Source organism: Escherichia sp. E2661 (genome assembly GCF_004745185.1).
Taxonomy (GTDB): Bacteria; Pseudomonadota; Gammaproteobacteria; order Enterobacterales; family Enterobacteriaceae; genus Escherichia.
In genome coordinates this window covers 15,852-39,122 of record NZ_PDIG01000021.1, presented here as the reverse complement: position 1 = coordinate 39,122, position 23,271 = coordinate 15,852, and the positions used below count along the sequence as shown (strand labels likewise).

Annotated in this window: 15 protein-coding genes and 6 pseudogenes; all 21 read right to left on the bottom strand. The window is 50.0% G+C overall.

Features of this window, described 5'->3' with window-relative positions:
• Positions 1-72: 72 nt before the first annotated feature.
• Positions 73-962: pseudogene (gene pstA / locus CRI63_RS11680) on the bottom strand (phosphate ABC transporter permease PstA).
• Complete coding sequence (gene pstC / locus CRI63_RS11675) at positions 962-1,921, bottom strand: phosphate ABC transporter permease PstC (protein WP_000741620.1); 960 nt, start codon at positions 1,919-1,921, stop codon at positions 962-964. The pseudogene pstA and the gene pstC overlap by 1 nt, the downstream one beginning before the upstream one ends.
• An 86-nt stretch (positions 1,922-2,007) precedes the next feature.
• Entirely contained in the window at positions 2,008-3,048 is a 1,041-nt protein-coding gene (gene pstS, locus CRI63_RS11670) for a phosphate ABC transporter substrate-binding protein PstS (RefSeq protein ID WP_135519615.1), read from the bottom strand.
• Positions 3,049-3,297: 249 nt separating this feature from the next.
• Positions 3,298-4,366: pseudogene (locus tag CRI63_RS11665) on the bottom strand (fimbrial protein).
• A gap of 10 nt (positions 4,367-4,376) precedes the next feature.
• The gene (gene lpfC-O113 / locus CRI63_RS11660) at positions 4,377-6,899 is read right to left on the bottom strand and encodes a long polar fimbrial usher protein LpfC-O113 (protein WP_135519613.1); all 2,523 of its coding nucleotides are present in this window, start codon (positions 6,897-6,899) and stop codon (positions 4,377-4,379) included.
• 24 nt (positions 6,900-6,923) lie between these two features.
• Positions 6,924-7,655 (bottom strand): long polar fimbrial chaperone LpfB-O113, encoded by a 732-nt coding sequence (gene lpfB-O113 / locus CRI63_RS11655; protein WP_130222521.1) that lies wholly within the window; start codon positions 7,653-7,655, stop codon positions 6,924-6,926.
• Between the two features lie 47 nt (positions 7,656-7,702).
• Positions 7,703-8,274: pseudogene (gene lpfA-O113, locus CRI63_RS11650) on the bottom strand (long polar fimbria major subunit LpfA-O113).
• Positions 8,275-8,586: 312 nt separating this feature from the next.
• On the bottom strand, positions 8,587-10,416 hold the full coding sequence (gene glmS / locus CRI63_RS11645) for a glutamine--fructose-6-phosphate transaminase (isomerizing) (RefSeq protein ID WP_130258401.1): 1,830 nt from the start codon (positions 10,414-10,416) through the stop codon (positions 8,587-8,589).
• A 162-nt stretch (positions 10,417-10,578) separates the two neighbouring features.
• A complete protein-coding gene (gene glmU / locus CRI63_RS11640; RefSeq protein ID WP_130222525.1) occupies positions 10,579-11,949 on the bottom strand; it encodes a bifunctional UDP-N-acetylglucosamine diphosphorylase/glucosamine-1-phosphate N-acetyltransferase GlmU in 1,371 nt (456 codons plus the stop codon).
• A 388-nt stretch (positions 11,950-12,337) separates the two neighbouring features.
• Positions 12,338-12,757 carry a F0F1 ATP synthase subunit epsilon gene (locus CRI63_RS11635; protein ID WP_001251965.1) on the bottom strand — a complete coding sequence of 140 codons (420 nt, stop codon included), beginning with the start codon at positions 12,755-12,757 and terminating at the stop codon, positions 12,338-12,340.
• Between the two features lie 20 nt (positions 12,758-12,777).
• Positions 12,778-14,159 (bottom strand): annotated as a pseudogene (gene atpD / locus CRI63_RS11630) (F0F1 ATP synthase subunit beta).
• A 26-nt stretch (positions 14,160-14,185) separates the two neighbouring features.
• Entirely contained in the window at positions 14,186-15,049 is an 864-nt protein-coding gene (gene atpG, locus CRI63_RS11620; RefSeq protein WP_130215078.1) for a F0F1 ATP synthase subunit gamma, read from the bottom strand.
• A 50-nt stretch (positions 15,050-15,099) separates the two neighbouring features.
• Complete coding sequence (gene atpA / locus CRI63_RS11615; protein ID WP_001176745.1) at positions 15,100-16,641, bottom strand: F0F1 ATP synthase subunit alpha; 1,542 nt, start codon at positions 16,639-16,641, stop codon at positions 15,100-15,102.
• 12 nt (positions 16,642-16,653) lie between these two features.
• The gene (gene atpH / locus CRI63_RS11610; protein WP_001288587.1) at positions 16,654-17,187 is read right to left on the bottom strand and encodes a F0F1 ATP synthase subunit delta; all 534 of its coding nucleotides are present in this window, start codon (positions 17,185-17,187) and stop codon (positions 16,654-16,656) included.
• A gap of 14 nt (positions 17,188-17,201) precedes the next feature.
• Positions 17,202-17,672, bottom strand: coding sequence for a F0F1 ATP synthase subunit B (gene atpF / locus CRI63_RS11605; RefSeq protein ID WP_001052219.1), 471 nt, complete (start codon positions 17,670-17,672; stop codon positions 17,202-17,204).
• 61 nt (positions 17,673-17,733) lie between these two features.
• Positions 17,734-17,973, bottom strand: a complete 240-nt coding sequence (atpE, locus tag CRI63_RS11600; RefSeq protein ID WP_000429386.1) for a F0F1 ATP synthase subunit C — start codon at positions 17,971-17,973, stop codon at positions 17,734-17,736.
• A 46-nt stretch (positions 17,974-18,019) separates the two neighbouring features.
• Positions 18,020-18,835, bottom strand: coding sequence for a F0F1 ATP synthase subunit A (gene atpB / locus CRI63_RS11595; protein ID WP_000135618.1), 816 nt, complete (start codon positions 18,833-18,835; stop codon positions 18,020-18,022).
• Between the two features lie 8 nt (positions 18,836-18,843).
• A pseudogene (atpI, locus tag CRI63_RS11590) lies at positions 18,844-19,225 on the bottom strand (F0F1 ATP synthase subunit I).
• Positions 19,226-19,840: 615 nt separating this feature from the next.
• Positions 19,841-20,464 carry a 16S rRNA (guanine(527)-N(7))-methyltransferase RsmG gene (rsmG, locus tag CRI63_RS11585; protein ID WP_033804388.1) on the bottom strand — a complete coding sequence of 208 codons (624 nt, stop codon included), beginning with the start codon at positions 20,462-20,464 and terminating at the stop codon, positions 19,841-19,843.
• Positions 20,465-20,527: 63 nt separating this feature from the next.
• Positions 20,528-22,416 (bottom strand): annotated as a pseudogene (gene mnmG / locus CRI63_RS11580) (tRNA uridine-5-carboxymethylaminomethyl(34) synthesis enzyme MnmG).
• 378 nt (positions 22,417-22,794) lie between these two features.
• Positions 22,795-23,238, bottom strand: coding sequence for an FMN-binding protein MioC (gene mioC / locus CRI63_RS11575; protein ID WP_130206832.1), 444 nt, complete (start codon positions 23,236-23,238; stop codon positions 22,795-22,797).
• Between the last annotated feature and the right edge of the window lie 33 nt (positions 23,239-23,271).

Below are 23,271 nucleotides of genomic sequence, written 5' to 3'. Positions count from 1 at the left end.
GTGCCTGATGCACTTCGCTAATCAGGCTTACCGTAGGCCGGATAAGGCGTTCACGCCGCATCCGGCAAAGTGTTAACCGTGTTTATTCTTCGCAAAAACAACGCGCGCCAGAATGTTCAGCAGCAGTACGCACAGGGTAATGATCAACACCCCGGCCCAGGCCAGTTGCTGCCATTCCGCAAACGGACTCATCGCAAACTTAAAGATCGTTACCGGCAGGTTGGCGATCGGCTGCATCATGTCCGTGCTCCAGAACTGGTTGGAGAGCGCGGTAAACAGCAGCGGCGCGGTTTCACCAGCAATACGGGCAATCGCCAGCAGAATACCGGTCATAATCCCGGACACCGACGCTTTCAGCGTAATCGCGGAGATCATCTTCCACTTCGGTGTACCCAGCGCATAAGCCGCTTCACGCAGGCTGTCCGGCACCAGTTTCAGCATGTTCTCGGTGGTGCGGATAACAATCGGCACCTGTAACAGCGCCAGTGCAATCACACCCGCCCAGCCGGAGAAGTGCTCCATCTGCGCCACCACGATGGTGTAAACAAACAGACCAACCACAATCGACGGCGCGGAGAGCAGAATGTCGTTAATAAAGCGAATCACTTCTGCCAGCCAGGATTTACGACCATATTCCGCCAGATAAATCCCCGCCATAATGCCCAGCGGCGTACCGAATACCGTGGCCCACAAAATTAACAGCCCGCTGCCCGCCAGGCGTTCGCCAGACCACCGCCTGCTGTATTTGGCGGCGGCGTCATTTCGGTGAACAGCGCCAGCGACATACCGTCGATACCGCGAGTGATGGTGGACATTAAAATCCAGATCAGCCAGAACAGACCGAAGGCCATCGTCGCCATCGAGAGCGTCAGTGCAATACGGTTTTTGAGGCGGCGACGCGCCTGCATTTTGCGGCGGGATTCAGCCAGTGCCGCAGTGGTTTGCATTTCAACCATAGCCATTAGCGTGCCCCCTCATTCTTAGCCAGGCGCATAATCATAAACTTCGATGCGGCGAGGACGATGAAGGTAATCACAAACAGGATCAGGCCCAGTTCCATCAGTGCGGCAACGTGCAGACCGGATTCCGCTTCGGCAAATTCGTTGGCCAGCGCAGAGGTGATACTGTTGCCCGGCATGTACAGCGAGGCGCTGTCGAGCTGGTAGGTGTTACCGATGATAAAGGTCACCGCCATGGTTTCACCGAGCGCGCGCCCCAGACCCAGCATAATGCCGCCGATTACCCCATTTTTGGTGAACGGAAGAACAATACGCCAGATAACTTCCCAGGTGGTGCAGCCAATACCGTAGGCCGACTCTTTCATCATCACCGGGGTTTGTTCGAACACATCGCGCATTACCGCCGCAATGTACGGAATAATCATGATGGCGAGGATCACGCCTGCCGCGAGGATACCGATACCAAAGGCCGGGCCGGAAAACAGCGCGCCGACAATCGGGATATTCGACATGATATTGCCGACCGGCTCCTGGAAGTAAACGGCGAACAGCGGCGCGAAGATAAACAGGCCCCACATGCCGTAAACGATACTTGGAATGGCAGCCAGCAACTCAATGGCGATACCCAGCGGGCGTTTCAGCCAGCCAGGCGCAAGCTCGGTCAGGAACAGGGCGATACCGAAACTCACCGGGACGGCGATCAGCAGCGCGATAAACGAAGTTACCAACGTACCGTAGATCGGCACCAGCGCCCCGTAGATATCGTTCGGTGCATCCCACTCTTTGGTCCACAGGAAAGCCAGACCAAATTTCTGAATGCTCGGCCAGGAGGAGATGATCAGAGAGACAATAATGCCACCCAACATCAATAGCACAATCAGCGCCGCCAGTTTTACCAGCACGCTGAAAATTATGTCGCCCTTTTTACCCGGTGGGTTAAAAGCAGGCTTGGTTGCAGCCATAAGTTACTCTTCAGTTAAACGCGTTTACAAAGTCATTTTGTAATGCCGGATGCGGCGTAAAACACCGTACCCGGCCTGGAGTTTTATTAGTACAGCGGCTTACCGCTACTGTCTTTAATATTGGTCTTCCACGCAGCGCGAACCTGTTCAACTACGCTATCCGGCAGGCTGGCATAATCCAGGTCGTTCGCCTGTTTAGCCCCGGTTTTGTACGCCCAGTCGAAGAACTTCAGCACTTCTGTGCCTTGTTCTGGTTTCTTCTGATCTTTGTGGATCAGAATGAACGTGGTAGAGGTAATAGGCCACGCATCTTCGCCTTTCTGGTTGGTCAGATCCTGAGCGAATGTTTTGCTCCAGTCTGCACCTTTTGCTGCATTAGCGAAGTTTTCTTCGGTCGGACTAACCGGTTTACCGTCAGCGGAGATCAGTTTGGTGTACGCCAGGTTGTTCTGCTTCGCGTAAGCATATTCAACGTAACCAATTGCACCCGGCAGACGCTGAACGAACGCGGCAATACCGTCGTTACCTTTACCACCCAGACCAATCGGCCATTTTACGGTAGAGCCAGTACCAACGTTGTTTTTCCACTCTTCGTTCACTTTCGCCAGGTAGCTGGTGAAGACGAAGGAAGTCCCGGAGCCATCTGCACGGCGCACTACAGCGATATTCTGTGAAGGCAGTTTCAGACCCGGATTCAATTTGGCGATGGCTTCATCATCCCACTTTTTAATTTTGCCCAGGTAGATATCGCCGAGGGTTTTACCATCCAGCACCAGTTCGCCAGATTTCAGACCCGGTAAGTTAACCGCCAGTACCACGCCGCCAATTACGGTCGGGAACTGGAACAGGCCTTCCTGAGCCAGTTTTTCGTCAGGCAGCGGCGCGTCAGAAGCACCAAAATCAACGGTATTGGCGATAATCTGTTTTACGCCGCCGGAAGAACCGATACCCTGGTAGTTAACTTTATTACCGGTTTCTTTCTGGTAAGTGTCAGCCCATTTGGCATACACCGGCGCAGGGAAGGTTGCACCTGCACCTGTCAGGCTTGCTTCTGCAAACACAGAGAAAGCGCTCATCGATAAGGTCGCGGCGACAACAGTTGCGACGGTGGTACGCATAACTTTCATAATGTCTCCTGGGAGGATTCATAAAGCATTGTTTGTTGGCTACGAGAAGCAAAATAGGACAAACAGGTGACAGTTATATGTAAGGAATATGACAGTTTTATGACAAAGCAAGTTTATTGATTAACTTATTGATTTTCATGGCCAACAAAAAGAAAAACGATGTCATCTTTTTGTCATGTCATGTTAAAGAATAGCGGGAAAAATGCGTAAGATGGCAACGGCGAGTGGAAGCGCCGTTGTCCAGTTAGTTTAGCGAACAATCTCAACCGTTATCGTTGCAGTAGCGGTAAATGTTCCTGGTGCGGGGCGAGCCCCCGTGAGGCTTGCAGGAGCAGCAGAAAAAGTGACGCTACCGTCTTTTTCACCAAGGACGGTTGATTTACCCATATCTGTCGGCAGTTCACCACCGTTAACGTTGATTTCCTTATTATTTTTATCATAAATTTTTTATCCCAACGTTCGGGTTTGATGTCACGACCATTGAGTTGTCAGTACTGGGTTCGGTAGCATAAAAAGAGGTACTGATATCATCAGTATTCAATACGCCTAAATTTTCACATTCAATAGTGACCGTTTTAGTAATTTTATGCGTTGTTACTGTACTCCCGACAACAGATGAAAAATCTGCTGCTGGAATTTCTCTAAAATCAAAATTAATCGTCTGTAAGTTATTAATTTCACAACTCTGCGGCGCGGTGATATCACCACGAATATAAATATCAGCCATCGGTTGCGAATAGTCAACCGGCGTATCATTACTTATAGTTCCGTACAATTTCGCCACAAGCGTTTGAGGAACAATCAATTTTCCCGCAAATGTTTTCTTGACATAAAAATAAATTCTCGCTTTTGCCCCGCTGGAAGCATTTAATGGTTCAGTGCGATCACATTTGTATTTACCGGAAGGCCTGTTGGCCTGATATTCAAAAGGGGCGTTAATATACCCTACACCAAGAATGTCTATTGATATCCCTACATCAAGGTTAGGATTCAGGTCATAGTATTTTACATTAGAGTGAACCCCCGCATAACTTAAGGCATCGTTTATTCTTGCTGTATAATATATATAAGGAAACTCTCCCACTGTTCCTGTATCACAATGACAATGTGCAGGATAAGAGTCTCCGTTTGTCACTACGGTATTAAATGTCGTTCCGACTCTGTTCTCGTTTGCCGTAATCAGAAAACCTGAAAAATCAAGTAAACTATGAAATACACCATTATCAGGGGTACAAATACCTTTCGGGGCTGCAAGTGCCACGCCACTAAAGGAGAAGATAAAGACAGCAAAGCACCACTGTATAATATACTTATTCATAAAAATCCTTTTAATGACATGTCACACCTTGTTCAATTAAGCCGCTCTCACTTTCTGGTATTGAAAGGGAATAATCGAAGGTGCATTTAGTGACGGCATTTTCACCCCAGGAGAGCATCACCTGCCCCTTTTCAGGAAGGCCCGAGAGATAAAGTTCTCCCTGGTCACCGACAATTCCTGAATCAGCGGAGCTTGTATTTTGTACAGAAGCAATAGCGCCAAAAGGCGCTGGCTTACCTTTTGCATTCATTACTCTGAAAAGAACGCGATAGCCCACGTGGGTAACAAATTCTGCTTTAACCACCGCGCCACGGGTGGGAACCATCGTAACGACGGTATTATCAAGTTCTATATTCGACTTCGAGAAATAGTTATCGCTGATTGCTACCCGGTTTTCATCATAAGGGTTTAGCTGTGTCTTGACCGTATAGCCACGCCAGTCCGTTGCTGCACCACGCATATTATCGATTTCCAAACCGGCGGCCCCTGGCGCTTTAACGAGAGCGATTGTTTCACCCAATTCCTGGCTTAACGTTACTCCTTCACTGTGCGCCAGAATGCCTCCCCTGATACCATAATTAAGTCGCTGGGAATTTTGGCTGTAGTTATAACTGCCGTTCACTGTGCCGTAAGTTCCGTCATAGGTCAGTGACATATTACCGCCGACTTCATCATCACGGCTGTTATAGGACTGCATTAAATTCCAGGAAAGATTATTTCTCTCCAGAGCCGTACCACTGAGTCCAAGTTGATGTGAGCTACCGGAATTATCGTTTTGTGAAACAGAATAGGTGGCGTAACTATTTCCCCACCAGCCCGATAAAGGAACAGAAAAAGAGAGCATGTAGATCTGCTCACTGGTGTTATCACTGGCATGGTTGTTACCCGTCCCCTGCCGGGCAGTATTGGAATAACTCCAGGAGACGTTCCACGAGAGACGCTTCCAGCTACTGCTGTAGCCAAATTGCATTAATCGTTCAACATCATCGGTATGCCAGTACTGTTGGCGACTTAATGTCAGATATAAGTTGCCATAATCTCTGCCCAGTGATTGCGTTAGCGTTCCTTCCACACGGCTGCGGCGGTTACCGGTTTCCCAAAAATCTTCAGGATTATTACGCCGGGACGCCCATTCATTGAGGGTATAATAGCCTTCGGTGGAGTAACGATAGCCAACCAGGCGCAAGCTGGTATCCGTATCATCAAAACGTTTCGAATACAGAAAGCGATAAGACTGACCGGTTTCCGTATCATCATGACTAAATTTCGCGCGGGCATGTGTCACATCAAAAGAAATTGCGCCCAGAGAACCTAGATCTTTACCCACGCCCAGAGCGGCAGAACCATAATTTTCAGCAGCCTGTATGCCACCATACAATGTAAAACCATGGGGAAAACCATGAAGGATCTGTGCCTGAAGAACATCAGGGGTAAAGCCATCTTCATCGCGCAATTCCCCCACACTGACATCAACATCGGTCTGACCTTCACGTTTGAGGATCGCCAAAGAGGCATAAGGTTGAGTGAATCGTTGTTCGCTACCATCTTCTTCTTTGATAGTCACGTCCAGATCGCCACCTGTGCTGGCAGTGTTGAGGTCGGTGATTTCAAAGGCACCTTGTGGAACGGCAGATTGATAAATCACGTAGCCATTCTGGCGAATGATGACAGTGGCATTGGATTTTGCAATTCCCCGAACTACTGGCGCAAACCCATTCTGGCTGGCAGGTAACATGTCGTTGTCGGTATACAGGCGTGCTCCGCGGATTTGTGTACTGTCAAAAATATCGCTCGCCGTCCACGTATCGCCGATCATAATCTGGCTTCTTAATGCCGCAATATCACGCTGTATCCAGGTGCTGATAGAGTTGTATTCCGCCCGACCATCAGTGGTGTTTAAGGTACTGTAATTACGTAGCCGCCATGACCCAATATTCAGCCCGTTGCGCAAATTGAGATAACTGGTATCTGTCTCCTCAGAACCATAATCCGAACGCAGGGTATGTGAACCAGAAAAATCGTAGTTGATAGTGAGCGCGTTAATCCCCTCATCCCAACGCGTGGGGCTTATGTAATCAAAAGCCATCGCGTCCATGTAGATTTGGGGAATGGATATATTCAGTTGTAATTTATCACTGTCGAACTGCCAGGATGAGCCTTCAATACGTGGCGCAGGATCAAGGCAGGTCGTTTCATCCACGTTATTGAGCGACTTCAAGGCATCAACTTTTACGCCAAAAGAGGCCAGCGTTTTTTTAATGGCAATAAAGCAGGCGTGTAGATCGGCATCGGGGTTATCCTGAACAAAAGTAACATCCTGACGTTCAAACATTTTCCCATTAATAAAAATATCAACGCTATAAACGCCAGGAGGCATCATATTTGCCCGGTTAAACTGACGAATATCGACTTCGGATTTATGGTCGATTTCCAGAAGCGCCGGATTGAATACACTGACCTCGGCCATCAGGCTTTGCGAGAAAATCAGACACGTCCCTGCCGTGAGGCCAACCACTATTCTGGTCGTCATCATAATACGCCTATCCTTATCCCTTGCTTACAGCATCATTTTTATCGGGTCACTGACTGCGCCGTAATCATTAATAAATCGCCAGGTCATTTGGCCTCCCGCAGAATTAGCAGGTAAAGGTAACGTGAGCGTTTCAAAAGGACGGATCATGTTGAGAGGCACATCATGACCATCAACGATGACATCCATCACACTGATATGAATTGGGTTGGGATTCTCTGCTATGAGATTTCGCCCTTCCCGGCGCCACTTCACCTTCGGTGCAGCCTCTTCGGGAATAAGGCGGATATTTGCAGGTCGCCAGAACAGCTTGATACGCGTTTTGACTGCGATTTCTAGCGAGTTCGCCGCTTTGTTGCTCGCAGAGGGCGGAATATTTTTAATATTCAGCCAGAAGACTGACTCGCGATCATCAGGCAATGACACACCTTTGGTGTGAATAATGCGTAATACTTTTTCTTGCGCGGGTTCTAATCGTGATACCGGAGGAATAACGGTAAACGGCGCTTTACTTTTATCCTCTTTATTAAACGGATCTACCCAAGCCTGGATGAGGTAAGGTATTTTTTCTTCTTTGCTAAATACAGAAATAGATTTATCGGCATTATTACTTAAGTAAACTACCCGCGTACCGCCAATGACAACACCTGCATAGGTTAATGCTGACTGGCCTAGAAAAAGGCTTAGTATAATAGCGATAAATAACTTACATGAAACTGTTGTTTTAAAGAGCCTGATTAAACAACTTTTTCTGGACATAACGACTCCCTGGCCAAAGCCAACTGAATAAAAAGGCCCTTGATAAATTATTTCTTATATTCGACGGTAAATTGTGAATCAGCGTTCGCCGTACCCGCCGTTACGGTCACATTGGTTGCCACATAGCGTGCAATAAACTTCATTTCTGCCTTGCCTTCAGCGTCGATAGCGGTATAAGCAGAGTCGTTATAAAGTTTAACCTGCGAATTATCGGACTGGTTAAAAATACGGATGCCGACGCCAGTAGCAACTATTGCAGCTCCTGTGCCAGTATAATCACCCGGATCGCTCGCAGTAATTGGTGTACCTACTTTCAGGTCACCGTCTCCGCCAGGCGCTTCGGTACCATCAAAACGAACGGCTGCCTGAGTGTAGGTTGCCGGGCACTTTTCAAGTTTAATACTGAACTGCTGTGGTGACGCCAGACTACCTACACCTGAAATGCGCTTTTGCTGACTTTACCCAGTGGAACGGTTTGATCGGCTGTATCGGAGGTAACTTCACAAGTAGTGTCGACAATTTCACCGACAAAATGAACAACACCATCCTCTGCCAGTGCATGCCCGGCCAACATTAAAGAAGCCAGAGTGAGTGCACTACCTATAATATTACGTTTCATAGAAACTCCATTGATATAATATATCCTTTAACCTGAATCATCACTTATATTAATAAGTGTGTTTATGATTCGCGGACATACTACATCAACGAAATAAAATTAGCTAAAAATAATATTAATTATTTGAATTTGAATATAAATTTATTATTTAAATATTATAAAAAATTGTATAAAATCAAGTGTGCAATCAGACATTAAAAACAAATCAGAATATATTCATATTGCCTAATATATAAATCATAATTTTATTAATGTTATTTATGAAAAAAAAGGGCCGCCAGATGGCAACCCTTTCATTATGCGTGTTCTGTTTTACTCAACCGTTACCGATTTTGCCAGGTTACGCGGCTGGTCAACGTCGGTGCCTTTGATCAGCGCGACATGATAAGCCAGCAACTGCAGCGGAACGGTGTAGAAGATCGGTGCAATAACCTCTTCCACATGCGGCATCTCGATGATGTGCATGTTATCGCTACCGACAAAACCAGCATCCTGATCGGCGAAGACGTACAACTGACCGCCACGCGCACGAACTTCTTCAATGTTGGATTTCAGTTTTTCCAGCAGTTCGTTGTTCGGTGCAACGACGATAACCGGCATATCGGCATCAATCAGCGCCAGCGGGCCGTGTTTCAGTTCGCCTGCAGCGTAGGCTTCAGCGTGAATGTAAGAGATCTCTTTCAGCTTCAATGCGCCTTCCAGCGCGATTGGGTACTGATCGCCACGGCCCAGGAACAGCGCATGATGCTTGTCAGAGAAATCTTCCGCCAGGGCTTCAATTCGTTTGTCCTGAGACAGCATCTGCTCAATACGGTTCGGCAGCGCCTGCAGACCATGCACGATATCATGCTCAATGGAGGCATCCAGACCTTTCAGGCGAGACAGTTTCGCCACCAGCATCAACAACACGGTTAACTGGGTGGTGAATGCTTTGGTGGACGCCACGCCGATTTCAGTACCGGCATTAGTCATCAGCGCCAGATCGGATTCACGTACCAGAGAAGAGCCTGCAACGTTACAGATTGCCAGCGAACCAAGATAACCCAGTTCTTTCGACAGACGCAGGCCCGCCAGGGTATCCGCGGTTTCGCCAGACTGCGACAGGGTGATCATCAGGCTGTTACGGCGCACGGCAGATTTGCGATAGCGGAATTCAGAAGCGATTTCGACGTCGCACGGAATACCTGCCAGCGATTCAAACCAGTAACGGGAAACCATACCGGAGTTGTAAGAAGTACCACAGGCGAGGATCTGAATATGCTCAACCTTCGACAGCAGTTCGTCGGCGTTCGGCCCCAGCTCGCTTAAATCCACCTGGCCGTGGCTGATGCGCCCGGTAAGGGTGTTTTTGATCGCGTTAGGCTGTTCGTATATCTCTTTCTGCATGTAGTGACGGTAAATACCTTTATCGCCCGCGTCATATTGCAGATTGGATTCGATATCCTGACGTTTCACTTCCGCGCCAGATTTATCGAAGATGGTTACCGAACGGCGAGTCACTTCGGCAATATCGCCCTCTTCGAGGAAGATAAAGCGACGGGTCACCGGCAGCAGCGCCAGCTGGTCAGAAGCGATAAAGTTTTCGCCCATACCGAGGCCAATAACCAACGGACTACCAGAACGTGCCGCCAGCAGGGTATCCGGGTGACGGGTATCCATAATTACCGTGCCATAAGCGCCACGCAGCTGTGGAATAGCACGCAGAACAGCTTCACGCAGAGTGCCACCCTGTTTCAGTTCCCAGTTCACCAGGTGCGCAATCACTTCGGTGTCGGTTTCAGAAACGAAGGTATAGCCACGGGCTTTTAACTCTTCACGCAGCGGTTCATGGTTTTCGATGATGCCGTTATGCACCACCACAATGTGTTCAGAAACATGCGGATGCGCATTCACTTCTGAAGGTTCGCCGTGCGTCGCCCAGCGAGTATGAGCAATACCCGTACCGCCATGCAGAGGATGTTCTTCCGCTGCCTGAGCCAGCATCTGGACTTTACCGAGACGACGTAGACGGGTCATATGACCTTCTGCGTCAACAACGGCCAGACCAGCAGAGTCATAACCGCGGTATTCCAGACGACGTAAACCTTCAAGAAGGATTTCTGCTACATCACGTTGCGCGATCGCGCCAACAATTCCACACATAGTTTTTGATTCCGGTTTATATCGTTGTCGGTCAACCTGTATGCCCGTTTTTTCGGGCGCCCCGAGCCTTGTAGAGAGTGGGGTTATTTTTATAGTTACTGCTTGTGGGAGGGAGATTATGTTATCTCCTCATCCCTGGAGGCCGGATTTACCCAGCCAGAATTACTTTTTCTTTGCCGGACGACGCCAGCCTTCTTTTTGCGACTGCGGCACGCGGCTGATAGCTAATGCGTTTTCGCCAACATTACGCGTCACAGTTGTACCGGCAGCAATCGTTGCACCTTTACCCACCGTTACAGGAGCCACCAGCTGGGTGTCGGAACCGACAAATACATCATCGCCGATAATGGTTTTGAATTTATTCGCTCCATCATAGTTGCAGGTAATGGTTCCCGCACCGATGTTAACGTTATCGCCGATCTCCGCATCGCCCAGGTAAGTCAGATGACCGGCTTTCGAACCTTTACCCAGACGCGCTTTTTTCATCTCAACGAAGTTACCGACGTGTGCGCCTTCCAGCAACTCAGCACCGGGGCGCAAGCGGGCAAACGGGCCGATGGTACAGGCCGCTGCCAGATTAGCATCTTCCACTACGGTATACGGGCTAATTTCGCAATCATCGCCAATCACGCTGTTTTTAATCACGCATCCGGTGCCGATTTTCACGCGATTACCGAGAGTAACGTTGCCCTCGATGATAACGTTAGTATCAATTTCAACATCGCGCCCGTGAGTTAGCGTACCGCGCAGATCAAAACGGGCTGGATCGCGCAACATAACGCCTGCTAACAACAGTTTTTCAGCCTGTTCGGACTGGTAAACGCGCTCCAGACGAGAGAGTTGCAGGCGGTTATTCACGCCTTCAACTTCGCTTAAACGTTGCGGGTGAACGGCAACGATTTCACGTCCTTCCTGATACGCCAGCGAAATAATATCGGTGATGTAGTATTCGCCCTGAGCGTTATTGTTGGTCAGCTTCGCCAACCAGCGTTTCATATCTGCGCCGTTGGCGATCAGAATGCCAGTGTTGATTTCCTGAATTTGACGCTGCTCGTCAGTGGCATCTTTATGCTCAACAATGCCAGTAACTTTGCCGTTTTCGCGGGTAATACGACCATAACCGGTCGGATCATCCAGTTTCACTGTCAGCAGGCCAATGCCGCCCTGCGGTTTAGCATCACGCAGGCGCTGGAGTGTTTCAACAGAGATCAGCGGCACGTCGCCATAGAGCATTAAAATGTCTTCATCATCGGCAAAGAAAGGTGCGGCCTGCTGCATTGCATGACCCGTACCCAGCTGTTCTGCCTGAAGCACCCAGTTAAGGTTGTCATCTTTCAGCGCCTGTTTAAGCAGATCGCCGCCGTGGCCGTAAACCAGGTGAACGTGCGCTGCGCCTAATTCATTTGCAGCATCAATGACATGCTGAACCATCGCTTTCCCGGCAAGGGTATGCAGCACTTTCGGAAGATCGGAATACATGCGAGTGCCTTTGCCTGCTGCAAGGATCACTACGCTCATAGCATTATTCAACATACGCGTCCTGACTGTAATTTGAGAACGAATTTAAACCGCTTCACATTGAAAAAACTACATTTTTTTCATCGTGAAATGGACAGGGGATAAATTGCTCAATAACGGATTATCCCCGCTGGCGAAAGAGCCATTTTCGACCATCGTCACGCCTTTTGTCTTCATAAAAGTAAGACACCACCTTCATTTAAGCGTCAGGCTGATGTTTTTGCTCTTATTTCGATCAATGAATAAACAGGAAAATCAGCGAAGGATTTCGCGTAATTATAAAAATGAGTTTAATTGCGGGATATAAAAATGCGCAGGATATAGCAGAACCAATCTCGCTGCGGCGCGCGAAAAAAAAAGCCAGCCTGTTTCCAGACTGGCTTTTGTGCTTTTCAAGCCGGTGTTACATCGCTTTTTTGGTCAACTCGATAACGCGCAGCTGCGCGATCGCTTTGGCCAGTTCCGCAGACGCCTGAGCGTAATCTACGTCGCCGTGAGAGCTGCTAATGTGCTCTTCAGCCTTACGTTTCGCTTCCATGGCTCGCGCTTCGTCGAGATCCTGGCCGCGAATTGCGGTGTCGGCCAGAACGGTCACGTTGCCAGGCTGCACTTCAAGAATGCCGCCAGACAGATAGATAAACTCTTCGTGACCGTGCTGTTTCACGATGCGAATCATACCAGGCTTAATGGCGGTGAGCAGCGGTGCGTGGCCCGGGTAAATTCCCAGTTCACCTTCGCTACCCGTTACCTGGATTTTCTCGACCAGACCAGAGAACATTTGTTGCTCTGCGCTGACGACGTCCAGGTGGTAAGTCATTGCCATATCACCCTCCGATTAAGGCGTTAAAGTTTTTTGGCTTTTTCCACAGCTTCTTCGATGGAACCGACCATGTAGAACGCCTGCTCCGGCAGGTGATCGTATTCGCCTTCCATGATGCCTTTAAAGCCACGGATGGTGTCTTTCAGGGAGACGTATTTACCCGGAGAACCGGTGAATACTTCTGCCACGAAGAACGGCTGGGACAGGAAGCGCTGGATCTTACGAGCACGCGCTACCACCAGTTTGTCTTCTTCAGACAGTTCATCCATACCCAGGATGGCGATAATGTCTTTCAGTTCCTGATAACGTTGCAGGATGGACTGAACGCCACGCGCAGTGTCGTAGTGTTCCTGGCCAACCACCAGCGGGTCCAGCTGACGGCTGGTGGAGTCCAGCGGGTCAACGGCCGGGTAGATACCCAGAGACGCGATCTGACGGCTCAGTACCACGGTTGCGTCAAGGTGCGCAAAGGTGGTTGCCGGAGACGGGTCAGTCAAGTCATCCGCAGGTACGTATACTGCCTGTACGGAGGTGATAGAACCGGTTTTGGTGGAGGTGATACGTTCCTGCAGAACGCCCATCTCTTCCGCCAGGGTCGGCTGATAACCTACCGCTGAAGGCATACGACCCAGCAGTGCGGATACTTCCGTACCGGCCAGGGTGTAACGATAGATGTTGTCAACGAACAGCAGTACGTCACGACCTTCGTCACGGAATTTCTCAGCCATGGTCAGACCGGTCAGAGCAACGCGCAGACGGTTTCCCGGCGGCTCGTTCATCTGGCCATACACCAGGGATACTTTGTCGATAACGTTGGAGTCGGTCATTTCGTGGTAGAAGTCGTTACCCTCACGAGTACGTTCACCTACGCCCGCAAACACAGAGTAACCGGAGTGCTCGATCGCGATGTTACGAATAAGCTCCATCATGTTTACGGTTTTACCTACACCCGCACCACCGAACAGACCAACTTTACCGCCCTTAGCGAACGGACACATCAGGTCGATAACTTTGATACCGGTTTCCAGCAGTTCCTGAGAGTTTGACAGCTCTTCGTAGGAAGGTGCTGCGCGGTGAATCGCCCAACGCTCTTCTTCACCGATCTCGCCTTTCATGTCGACCGGTTCGCCCAGTACGTTCATGATACGGCCCAGAGTCGCTTTACCTACCGGGACTTCGATCGGGTGTTCGAGGTCTTTTACATCCAGACCGCGACGCAGACCGTCGGAGGAACCCATTGCGATGGTACGCACGATACCGCCGCCGAGCTGCTGCTGAACTTCCAGCACCAGACGCTCATTACCATTTGCACCTCAAGAGCATCGTACACGCGCGGTACGGCATCCTGAGGGAATTCGACGTCAACTACGGCGCCGATTACCTGGACAATCTTTCCAGTAGCCATCTTAAATCCTCTACGAAATAACCTGTTTAAACCGCGGCGGCCCCCGAGACGATCTCGGTGAGTTCCTGAGTAATGCTGGCCTGACGAGCTTTGTTGTATACCAACTGCAGCTCTTTAATCAGGCTGCCGCCATTGTCGGTCGCGGCTTTCATCGCCACCATACGGGCGGCCTGCTCGCTGGCCAGGTTTTCTACCACGCCCTGATAAACCTGAGATTCGACATAACGACGCAGCAGGGTATCCAGCAACGCCTTCGGATCGGGTTCGTACAGGTAATCCCAGGATTTATGCTTCAGATCATCATCATCTGATGCCGGTAACGGCAGCAGCTGGCTGATGGTCGGAACCTGAGACATGGTGTTAATAAATTTGTTGCTGACAATGTAAAGCTTGTCCAGACGGCCTTCGTCGTAGGCCTGCAACATCACTTTTACCGGACCGATCAGTTCGGACAGGGAAGGGTTATCTCCCATGCCTGTAACCTGGGCAACAACATTGCCGCCCACGGAACTGAAGAACGACACACCTTTCGAGCCGATCATTGCGAGGTCGCATTGAACGCCTTTGTCGGTCCAGGTCTTCATTTCCGCCAGCAGTTTTTTGAACAGGTTAATGTTCAAACCACCGCACAAACCACGGTCGGTCGACACCACCAGGTAGCCCACGCGTTTAACGTCGCGTTCTTCCAGGTATGGGTGCTTATATTCCAGATTACCGTGCGCAAGGTGACCAATCACTTTGCGCATGGTTTCTGCATAAGGACGGCTGGCCGCCATGCGATCCTGCGATTTACGCATTTTGGAAGCGGCGACCATCTCCATCGCTTTAGTGATCTTTTGCGTGTTCTGGACGCTTGCGATCTTACTACGTATCTCTTTTGCGCCGGCCATGAGCTTCTCCTCAATGCCTTGCGGCCTGCCCTAAGGCAAGCCGCCAGACGTTACCAGGATTGGGTTGCTTTGAAGGAATCGAGGATGCCTTTCAGCTTGCCTTCGATTTCGTCGTTGTAGCCACCGGTCTGGTTGATCTCTTGCATCAACGGAGCGTGATCACGGTCGACGTAAGCCAGCAGAGCGGCTTCGAAGCTGCCGATTTTCGACAGTTCAACATCCGCCAGGTAACCACGTTCTGCTGCGAACAGAACCAGAGACTGTTGCGCAACAGACATCGGCGCATACTGTTTCTGTTTCAGCAGTTCGGTCACTTTCTGACCGTGGTCAAGCTGCTTACGAGTTGCATCGTCAAGGTCGGATGCAAACTGAGAGAACGCTGCCAGTTCACGATACTGTGCCAGAGCGGTACGGATACCACCGGACAGTTTTTTCATGATCTTGGTCTGTGCTGCACCACCAACACGGGATACGGAGATACCCGGGTTAACCGCAGGACGAATACCGGCGTTGAACAGGTTGGTTTCCAGGAAGATCTGACCATCGGTAATGGAGATTACGTTGGTCGGAACGAACGCAGAAACGTCACCCGCCTGAGTTTCGATAATCGGCAGTGCGGTCAGAGAACCGGTTTTCCCTTTCACTTCACCTTTGGTGAAGGCTTCAACGTATTCGGCGTTAACACGCGCAGCACGCTCCAGCAGACGAGAGTGGAGGTAGAATACGTCGCCCGGGAATGCTTCACGTCCTGGCGGACGACGGAGCAACAGGGAGATCTGACGGTAAGCAACAGCCTGTTTAGACAGGTCATCGTAAATGATCAGCGCATCTTCACCGCGGTCACGGAAGTATTCGCCCATTGCGCAACCGGCATACGGTGCCAGGTATTGCAGTGCAGCGGATTCAGACGCGGTTGCTACCACAACGATGGTGTTAGCCAGTGCGCCGTGCTCTTCCAGTTTACGTACCACGTTAGAAATGGTGGACGCTTTCTGGCCGATAGCGACATAGATACATTTGATACCGGAATCGCGCTGGTTGATGATGGCATCAATAGCCAGTGCGGTTTTACCGGTCTGACGGTCACCGATGATCAATTCACGCTGACCACGACCGATTGGGATCATGGAGTCAACGGCTTTATAACCGGTCTGTACCGGCTGATCTACGGACTGACGTTCGATAACGCCCGGAGCGATTGCTTCTACAGCAGAGAAGCCGTCGTGATCCAGCGGACCTTTACCGTCGATTGGTGCACCCAGAGTGTTAACCACACGGCCCAGCAGGCCACGGCCAACAGGAACTTCCAGGATACGGCCAGTACACTTAACTTTCATGCCTTCGGCAAGGTCAGCGTACGGACCCATAACAACCGCACCTACAGAGTCGCGCTCGAGGTTCAGTGCGATAGCGTAACGGTTACCCGGCAGGGAGATCATTTCACCCTGCATACAATCGGCCAGGCCGTGAATGCGGATAACACCGTCACTTACAGAAACAATAGTACCTTCGTTGTGAGCTTCACTCACAACATTGAACTGAGCAATGCGCTGCTTGATCAGTTCGCTGATTTCGGTGGAATTCAGTTGCATGCTCCAGTCCCCTTAAGACTGCAAGACGTCTGCAAGGCGCTCAAGACGACCGCGTACGCTGCCATCAATGACCATATCACCCGCTCGGATGATAACGCCTGCCATTACAGACTTATCGATTTTGCAATTCAGCTTAACTTTGCGTGACAGACGTTTTTCCATCGCAGCAGAAATTTTCGCGAGCTGTTGTTCACTCAATGCAGCAGCGGAAATGACGTCTACCTCAGCGGTAGCCTCACTCACGGCACGCAGGTGAATAAACTGCTCCAGAACATCCGGGAGCGCGTTAAGACGACCATTTTCAGCCATAACCCGAATCAGGTTCTGACCGTTTTCGTCCAGTTGCTCACCACAAACTGCGATAAACGACTCGGCGAGCGTTTCTGGCGCCAGTGCACCAGAGAGAAGCTCTGCCATCTGTTCGTTTTTGGTTACCTCGGCGGCAAACGCCAGCATGTCCTGCCAGCGTTCTACACTTTGGTGTTCGACGGCAAAGTCAAAAGCTGCTTTGGCGTAGGGGCGAGCTACCGTAATAAATTCAGACATCAGCCCCTCCCTCCTTACAGTTCAGCGACAAGTTTATCCACGATGTCGCTGTTAGCAGCTTCATCCACGGAACGTTCGATGATCTTCTCGGCGCCAGCAACAGCCAGGATAGCAACTTGCTTACGCAGCTCTTCACGGGCACGTTTACGCTCGGCTTCAATTTCCGCCTGCGCCTGGGCCACGATTTTAGTACGTTCCTGTTCTGCCTCAGCTTTCGCTTCGTCCAGAATCTGCGAGCGGCGTTTGTTCGCCTGCTCGATGATTACCTGGGCTTCCGCTTTCGCTTTTTTCAGCTGGTCGGTCGCGCTGGCCTTTGCAAGGTCAAGGTCCTTATGTGCTCGTTCTGCAGAAGCAAGGCCGTCAGCAATTTCTTTTTGACGTTTTTCGATGGCTGCCATTAATGGCGGCCATACGTACTTCATGCAGAACAGAACGAACAGGACAAACGCGATGGCCTGGCCGAGGATTGTTGCGTTAAGATTCACAGCACAATGCCTCTATTTAGTTAACGTTCTGATATTGCTCTTTAAATAAAAGCAACGCTTACTACGCGACAGCGAACATCACGTACAGACCCAGACCTACAGCGATCATCGGGATAGCATCCACCAGACCCATAACGATAAAGAACTGAGTACGCAGCAGAGGAATCAGATCAGGTTGACGCGCTGCGCCTTCCAGGAATTTACCCCCGAGGATGCCGATACCGATCGCAGCACCGATTGCCGCCAGACCCATCATCACAGCGGCAGCCATGTACAGCAGATCCATATTCAGGTTTTCCATGACAGTCTCCAGTTTGTTTCAGTTAAAACGTAGTAGTGTTGGTAAATTAATGTTCTTCAGACGCCATCGACAGATAGACGATCGTCAGAACCATGAAGATGAAGGCTTGCAGCGTAATGATCAGGATGTGGAAAATGGCCCACGGCACATTCAGGATCCACTGTGACCACCACGGCAACAGACCAGCAATCAGAATGAAAATCAGCTCACCGGCATACATGTTACCGAACAGTCGCAAACCGAGTGAAACTGGTTTGGACAGCAGGCTTACCCCTTCAAGGATTAAGTTGACAGGAATGAACGCCCAGTGATTGAACGGCTGCAGCGTCAACTCTTTCGTGAAGCCGCCGATGCCTTTCATTTTGATGCTGTAGAACAGAATCAGGATAAATACGCCCAGTGCCATAGACAGCGTTACGTTCACGTCCGCAGACGGAACCACACGCAGTGCAGGCAGACCCAGTACATGTTCAGCAATGTACGGCAGCAGGTCGATAGGCAGTAAATCCATCAGGTTCATCAGGAATACCCAGACGAAGATCGTCAGGGCCAGCGGAGCAATCAGCTTGCTTTTGCCATGGTACATGTCTTTCACGCTACCATTAACAAAGCCGATCACCAGCTCAATCGCGGTCTGAAACTTACCTGGCACACCGCTGGTCGCCTTTTTGGCTACGCTACGGAATAAAACCAGGAACAACAGACCCAGCACCACCGAGAAGAACATGGAGTCAATATTAATTGTCCAGAAGGTGGCTGGGGGGTTATGCGGATCCACCAGCGAGAATGTACGCAGGTCCAGCTGAAGGTTATTCAGGTGGTGTCCTATGTAATCCTGCGGCGTCATATTTTCTGAAGCCATGATGCCTTTTACCCTTTGTTGTTAATTACAGCCGGTGCCAGTATCTGAACCACCAGCACCAAAACCCACGTAACGATCAGCGGCAAGAATACCGCCTTTAAAACAGCCAACGCCACCACCAGTAACACCAACATCGCCAGAACTTTGAAAGCTTCGCCAAATGCGAACGTCCAGGCCACCCGGCCTTTCGCTGGTGTATGCGCCTGGTGACGCCAGGCAAATATCATAAAAAAAAACGTTAGGCAGAAAGACTGCCAGGCCTCCACTTAACGCAGAGACGCCCCAGAAGGGGTCTTTGAGGCTGAACAGCAATCCACTTGCTATCACCACCAGTAACTGAACGAGCAGAAGCTTCCGAGCAACGTTTCGACTCAAGAGCGACACAGACATCACGTTTTTCACTCCTGCTCCCTTCGAGGTATGCCGCGTGTCGTATAAAACTTTCTTTAAGGCTTAGAGTCAAGCATCAAAAAGCGGTCAAATTATACGGTGCGCCCCCGTGATTTCAAACAATAAGTAGCCAAAAGGTGAATAAATGTTTAAATATTTTTCCAGTGCATACAATTGCGACTTTTCTGCTAACCGTGGTGGATCATGAAAAACTGTAAATAACGCGTAAACACTAGTGGTAAAGCGTGCTTCAGATCACATATCGAGCATGTTCACCCGTAGCATATTTATTTACTTGGCAAATGATGCCTTTGCAAGCTTCTGATATTTCAGTCTAAAAACAGATACTCTTTTCACAAATAGCATTTACACAACAAAAACCACCCATTGACATTCTTAATAAAACTTTAACAGACAATTATGGTTCTTAGCGCTAATTTTTAGCAGCCTGATATTTTCACTAATGACTTATTTTCTGCTTACCAAAAAAGCCACGTTACTTTGTTGATGCAAAATAGTGAACGTGGCGTTAAATGTAACCAGTTATATCAGTAGAAAACCTGGTTGTTGTTAACAGTCTAACCGGTCAATTTTTTATTATTTTTTTGATAAAAATTAAATTTTATTTGCTTTAATCACCACCAGATGACGTTCGCCATCCAGAGCGGGAACCTGAAGTTTAACCACTGATTCGACCTGATATTCTTCAGGCAACAAAGCGATTTCATCTTCCGGCATTTGACCTTTCAACGCATAAAAACGGCCTTGCTCACCAGGAAGATGATGGCACCAGCTCACCATATCGTTCAAAGACGCAAAAGCGCGGCTAATTACGCCATCAAACGGCGGCTCTGACGGAAACTCTTCTACCCTGCTCTGTACTGGTTCAATGTTTTCCAGTTTCAGTTCATGTTGCACCTGACGGAGGAAACGCACGCGTTTACCAAGGCTATCCAGCAGCGTGAAATGGGCTTCAGGACGCACGATGGAAAGCGGTATGCCAGGCAACCCCGGTCCGGTTCCCACATCGATAAAACGCTCACCTTGCAAATATGGAGCAACGACAATGCTGTCGAGAATATGGCGTACCAGCATCTCGTTAGGATCGCGGACCGAGGTCAGGTTGTACGCCTTATTCCATTTATGCAGCATATTTACGTAGGCAATAAGCTGATTTTTCTGGTGATCGGTAAGCGAAATTCCTGCGTCTTTCAGCAGTGAAGAGAGTTTGTTGAGCACGGTGATTACCTGTTCTTGATGCGTTGCCAGGTAAGCGGGTGCTTACCTGGCATTTTTAATGCGTTATGCGCTACGACGCAGCATACCCTGTTTTTTCAGCCACACCAGCAGAATGGAGATGGCCGCAGGTGTGACGCCAGAAATACGCGAAGCCTGACCGATAGAGGCCGGTTTGTGATCGTTAAGTTTGGCGATCACTTCGTTAGACAGACCGGATACCTGGCGGTAATCCAGCGTCGCAGGCAGCAGCGTGTTCTCGTTACGCTGTTGCTTTTCGATCTCATCTTGCTGGCGCGCAATATAACCTTCGTATTTAACCTGAATCTCAACCTGTTCCGCCGCCTGTTCGTCTGTCAACGCAGGGGAAAACGGCGTCAGCGTGGTTAATTTTTCATACGTCATTTCCGGACGACGCAGCAGATCTTCACCGCTGGCTTCACGGGAAAGCGGCGCAGTCAGGTGAGCATTCACTTCGCTGCAGCTTCCGCCGACGGGGTTACCCAGGTCGATTTCAGACGCTGACGCTCACGCTCGATGTTCTCAAGCTTCTCGTTAAAGCGCGCCCAGCGTTCGTCATCTACCAGACCCAGTTCACGACCGATTTCAGTCAAACGCAGATCCGCGTTATCTTCGCGCAGCATCAGACGATATTCTGCGCGGGAGGTAAACATACGGTACGGTTCTTTGGTACCCAGCGTGCAGAGGTCGTCCACCAGCACACCAAGATAAGCCTGAGAACGCGCAGGCGCCCAACCTTCTTTGTCTGCGGACAGACGGGCAGCGTTAAGACCGGCCAGCAAACCTTGCGCAGCGGCTTCTTCATAACCGGTAGTGCCGTTAATCTGACCAGCAAAGAACAGCCCCTGGATAAACTTACTCTCCAGCGTTGGTTTCAGGTCACGCGGATCGAAGAAGTCATATTCGATGGCATAACCAGGACGCACGATCTTCGCATTTTCCATCCCCTGCATGGAGCGGACGATTTGCATCTGCACATCGAACGGCAGGCTGGTGGAGATACCGTTCGGATAAATTTCGTTAGACGTCAGCCCTTCCGGTTCAAGGAAGATCTGATGCTGATTTCTGTCGGCAAAGCGCATGACTTTGTCTTCGATCGACGGGCAGTAGCGTGGGCCGACACCTTCGATCACCCCTGCGTACATTGGGCTACGATCGAGGTTACTGCGGATCACATCATGGGTTTTCTCGTTGGTATGGGTGATATAACACGGCACCTGCTGGGGGTGCTGGGCCGCATTGCCCATGAACGAGAATACCGGCATTGGGTTATCGCCATGCTGTTGCGCCAGCACGCTGAAGTCGATAGTGCGCGCATCGATACGCGGCGGCGTCCCGGTTTTCAGACGACCAACGCGCAGCGGCAGTTCACGCAAACGGCGAGAAAGCGGAATGGATGGCGGATCACCAGCACGGCCACCGCTGTAATTATCCAGACCGATATGAATTTTACCGTCGAGGAACGTCCCAACGGTGAGCACGACGGCTTTGGCACGGAACTTCAGTCCCATTTGGGTGACAGCACCAACCACGCGATCGTTTTCGACAATAAGATCCTCAACTGCCTGCTGGAAGATCATCAGATTCGGTTGGTTCTCCAGCGCCGTGCGTACCGCCTGACGATAGAGCACACGATCCGCCTGAGCGCGAGTAGCGCGAACCGCCGGCCCTTTGCTGGCGTTTAGTATCCTAAACTGGATACCTGCCTGATCGATCGCTTTCGCCATCAGACCGCCGAGTGCATCCACTTCTTTTACCAGATGTCCCTTCCCAATACCGCCGATCGCCGGGTTGCAGCTCATCTGCCCCAGAGTGTCGATATTGTGTGTCAAAAGCAGAGTCTGTTGACCCATACGCGCCGCGGCCATCGCAGCCTCGGTGCCTGCATGACCCCCGCCAATGATGATGACGTCAAAAGGATCCGGATAAAACATGGTGATTGCCTCGCATAACGCGGTATGAAAATGGATTGAAGCCCGGGCCGTGGATTCTACTCAACTTTGTCGGCTTGAGAAAGACCCGGGATCCTGGGTATTAAAAAGAAGATCTATTTATTTAGAGATCTGTTCTATTGTGATCTCTTATTAGGATCGCACTGCCCTGTGGATAACAAGGATCCGGCTTTTAAGATCAACAACCTGGAAAGGATCATTAACTGTGAATGATCGGTGATCCTGGACAGTATAAGCTGGGATCAGAATGAGGGGTTATACACAACTCAAAAACTGAACAACAGTTGTTCTTTGGATAACTACCGGTTGATCCAAGCTTCCTGACAGAGTTATCCACAGTAGATCGCACGATCTGTATACTTATTTGAGTAAATTAATCCACGATCCCAGCCATTCTTCTGCCGGATCTTCCGGAATGTCGTGATCAAGGATGTTGATCTTCAGTGTTTCACCAATCTGTTTTGCACCGGAATTTTTGAGTTCTGCCTCGAGTTTATCGATGGCCCCACAAAAAGTGTCGTATTCACGACTGCCAATACCGATTGCGCCAAAGCGCACCGCAGAAAGATCGGGCTTTTGTTCCTGCAATGCTTCATAGAAAGGAGAAAGGTTGTCCGGAATGTCTCCGGCACCGTGGGTTGAACTGATAACCAGCCAGATCCCAGAGGCAGATAAATCTTCTAACAGCGGACCGTGCAGCGTTTCGGTGGTAAAACCCGCCTCTTCCAGCTTTTCAGCCAGGTGTTCTGCTACATATTCGGCACCGCCCAGGGTGCTGCCGCTGATAAGAGTGATATCTGCCATAAACCGCCACCTTTATTAAGAGTGGCGTATTGT

Coding starts and splice junctions, on each gene's coding strand:
- pstC (WP_000741620.1), bottom strand. CDS start 1,921: ATGGCTGCAACCAAGCCTGCTTTTAACCCACCGGGTAAAAAGGGCGAC.
- pstS (WP_135519615.1), bottom strand. CDS start 3,048: ATGAAAGTTATGCGTACCACCGTCGCAACTGTTGTCGCCGCGACCTTA.
- lpfC-O113 (WP_135519613.1), bottom strand. CDS start 6,899: ATGATGACGACCAGAATAGTGGTTGGCCTCACGGCAGGGACGTGTCTG.
- lpfB-O113 (WP_130222521.1), bottom strand. CDS start 7,655: ATGTCCAGAAAAAGTTGTTTAATCAGGCTCTTTAAAACAACAGTTTCA.
- glmS (WP_130258401.1), bottom strand. CDS start 10,416: ATGTGTGGAATTGTTGGCGCGATCGCGCAACGTGATGTAGCAGAAATC.
- glmU (WP_130222525.1), bottom strand. CDS start 11,949: ATGTTGAATAATGCTATGAGCGTAGTGATCCTTGCAGCAGGCAAAGGC.
- CRI63_RS11635 (WP_001251965.1), bottom strand. CDS start 12,757: ATGGCAATGACTTACCACCTGGACGTCGTCAGCGCAGAGCAACAAATG.
- atpG (WP_130215078.1), bottom strand. CDS start 15,049: ATGGCCGGCGCAAAAGAGATACGTAGTAAGATCGCAAGCGTCCAGAAC.
- atpA (WP_001176745.1), bottom strand. CDS start 16,641: ATGCAACTGAATTCCACCGAAATCAGCGAACTGATCAAGCAGCGCATT.
- atpH (WP_001288587.1), bottom strand. CDS start 17,187: ATGTCTGAATTTATTACGGTAGCTCGCCCCTACGCCAAAGCAGCTTTT.
- atpE (WP_000429386.1), bottom strand. CDS start 17,973: ATGGAAAACCTGAATATGGATCTGCTGTACATGGCTGCCGCTGTGATG.
- atpB (WP_000135618.1), bottom strand. CDS start 18,835: ATGGCTTCAGAAAATATGACGCCGCAGGATTACATAGGACACCACCTG.
- mioC (WP_130206832.1), bottom strand. CDS start 23,238: ATGGCAGATATCACTCTTATCAGCGGCAGCACCCTGGGCGGTGCCGAA.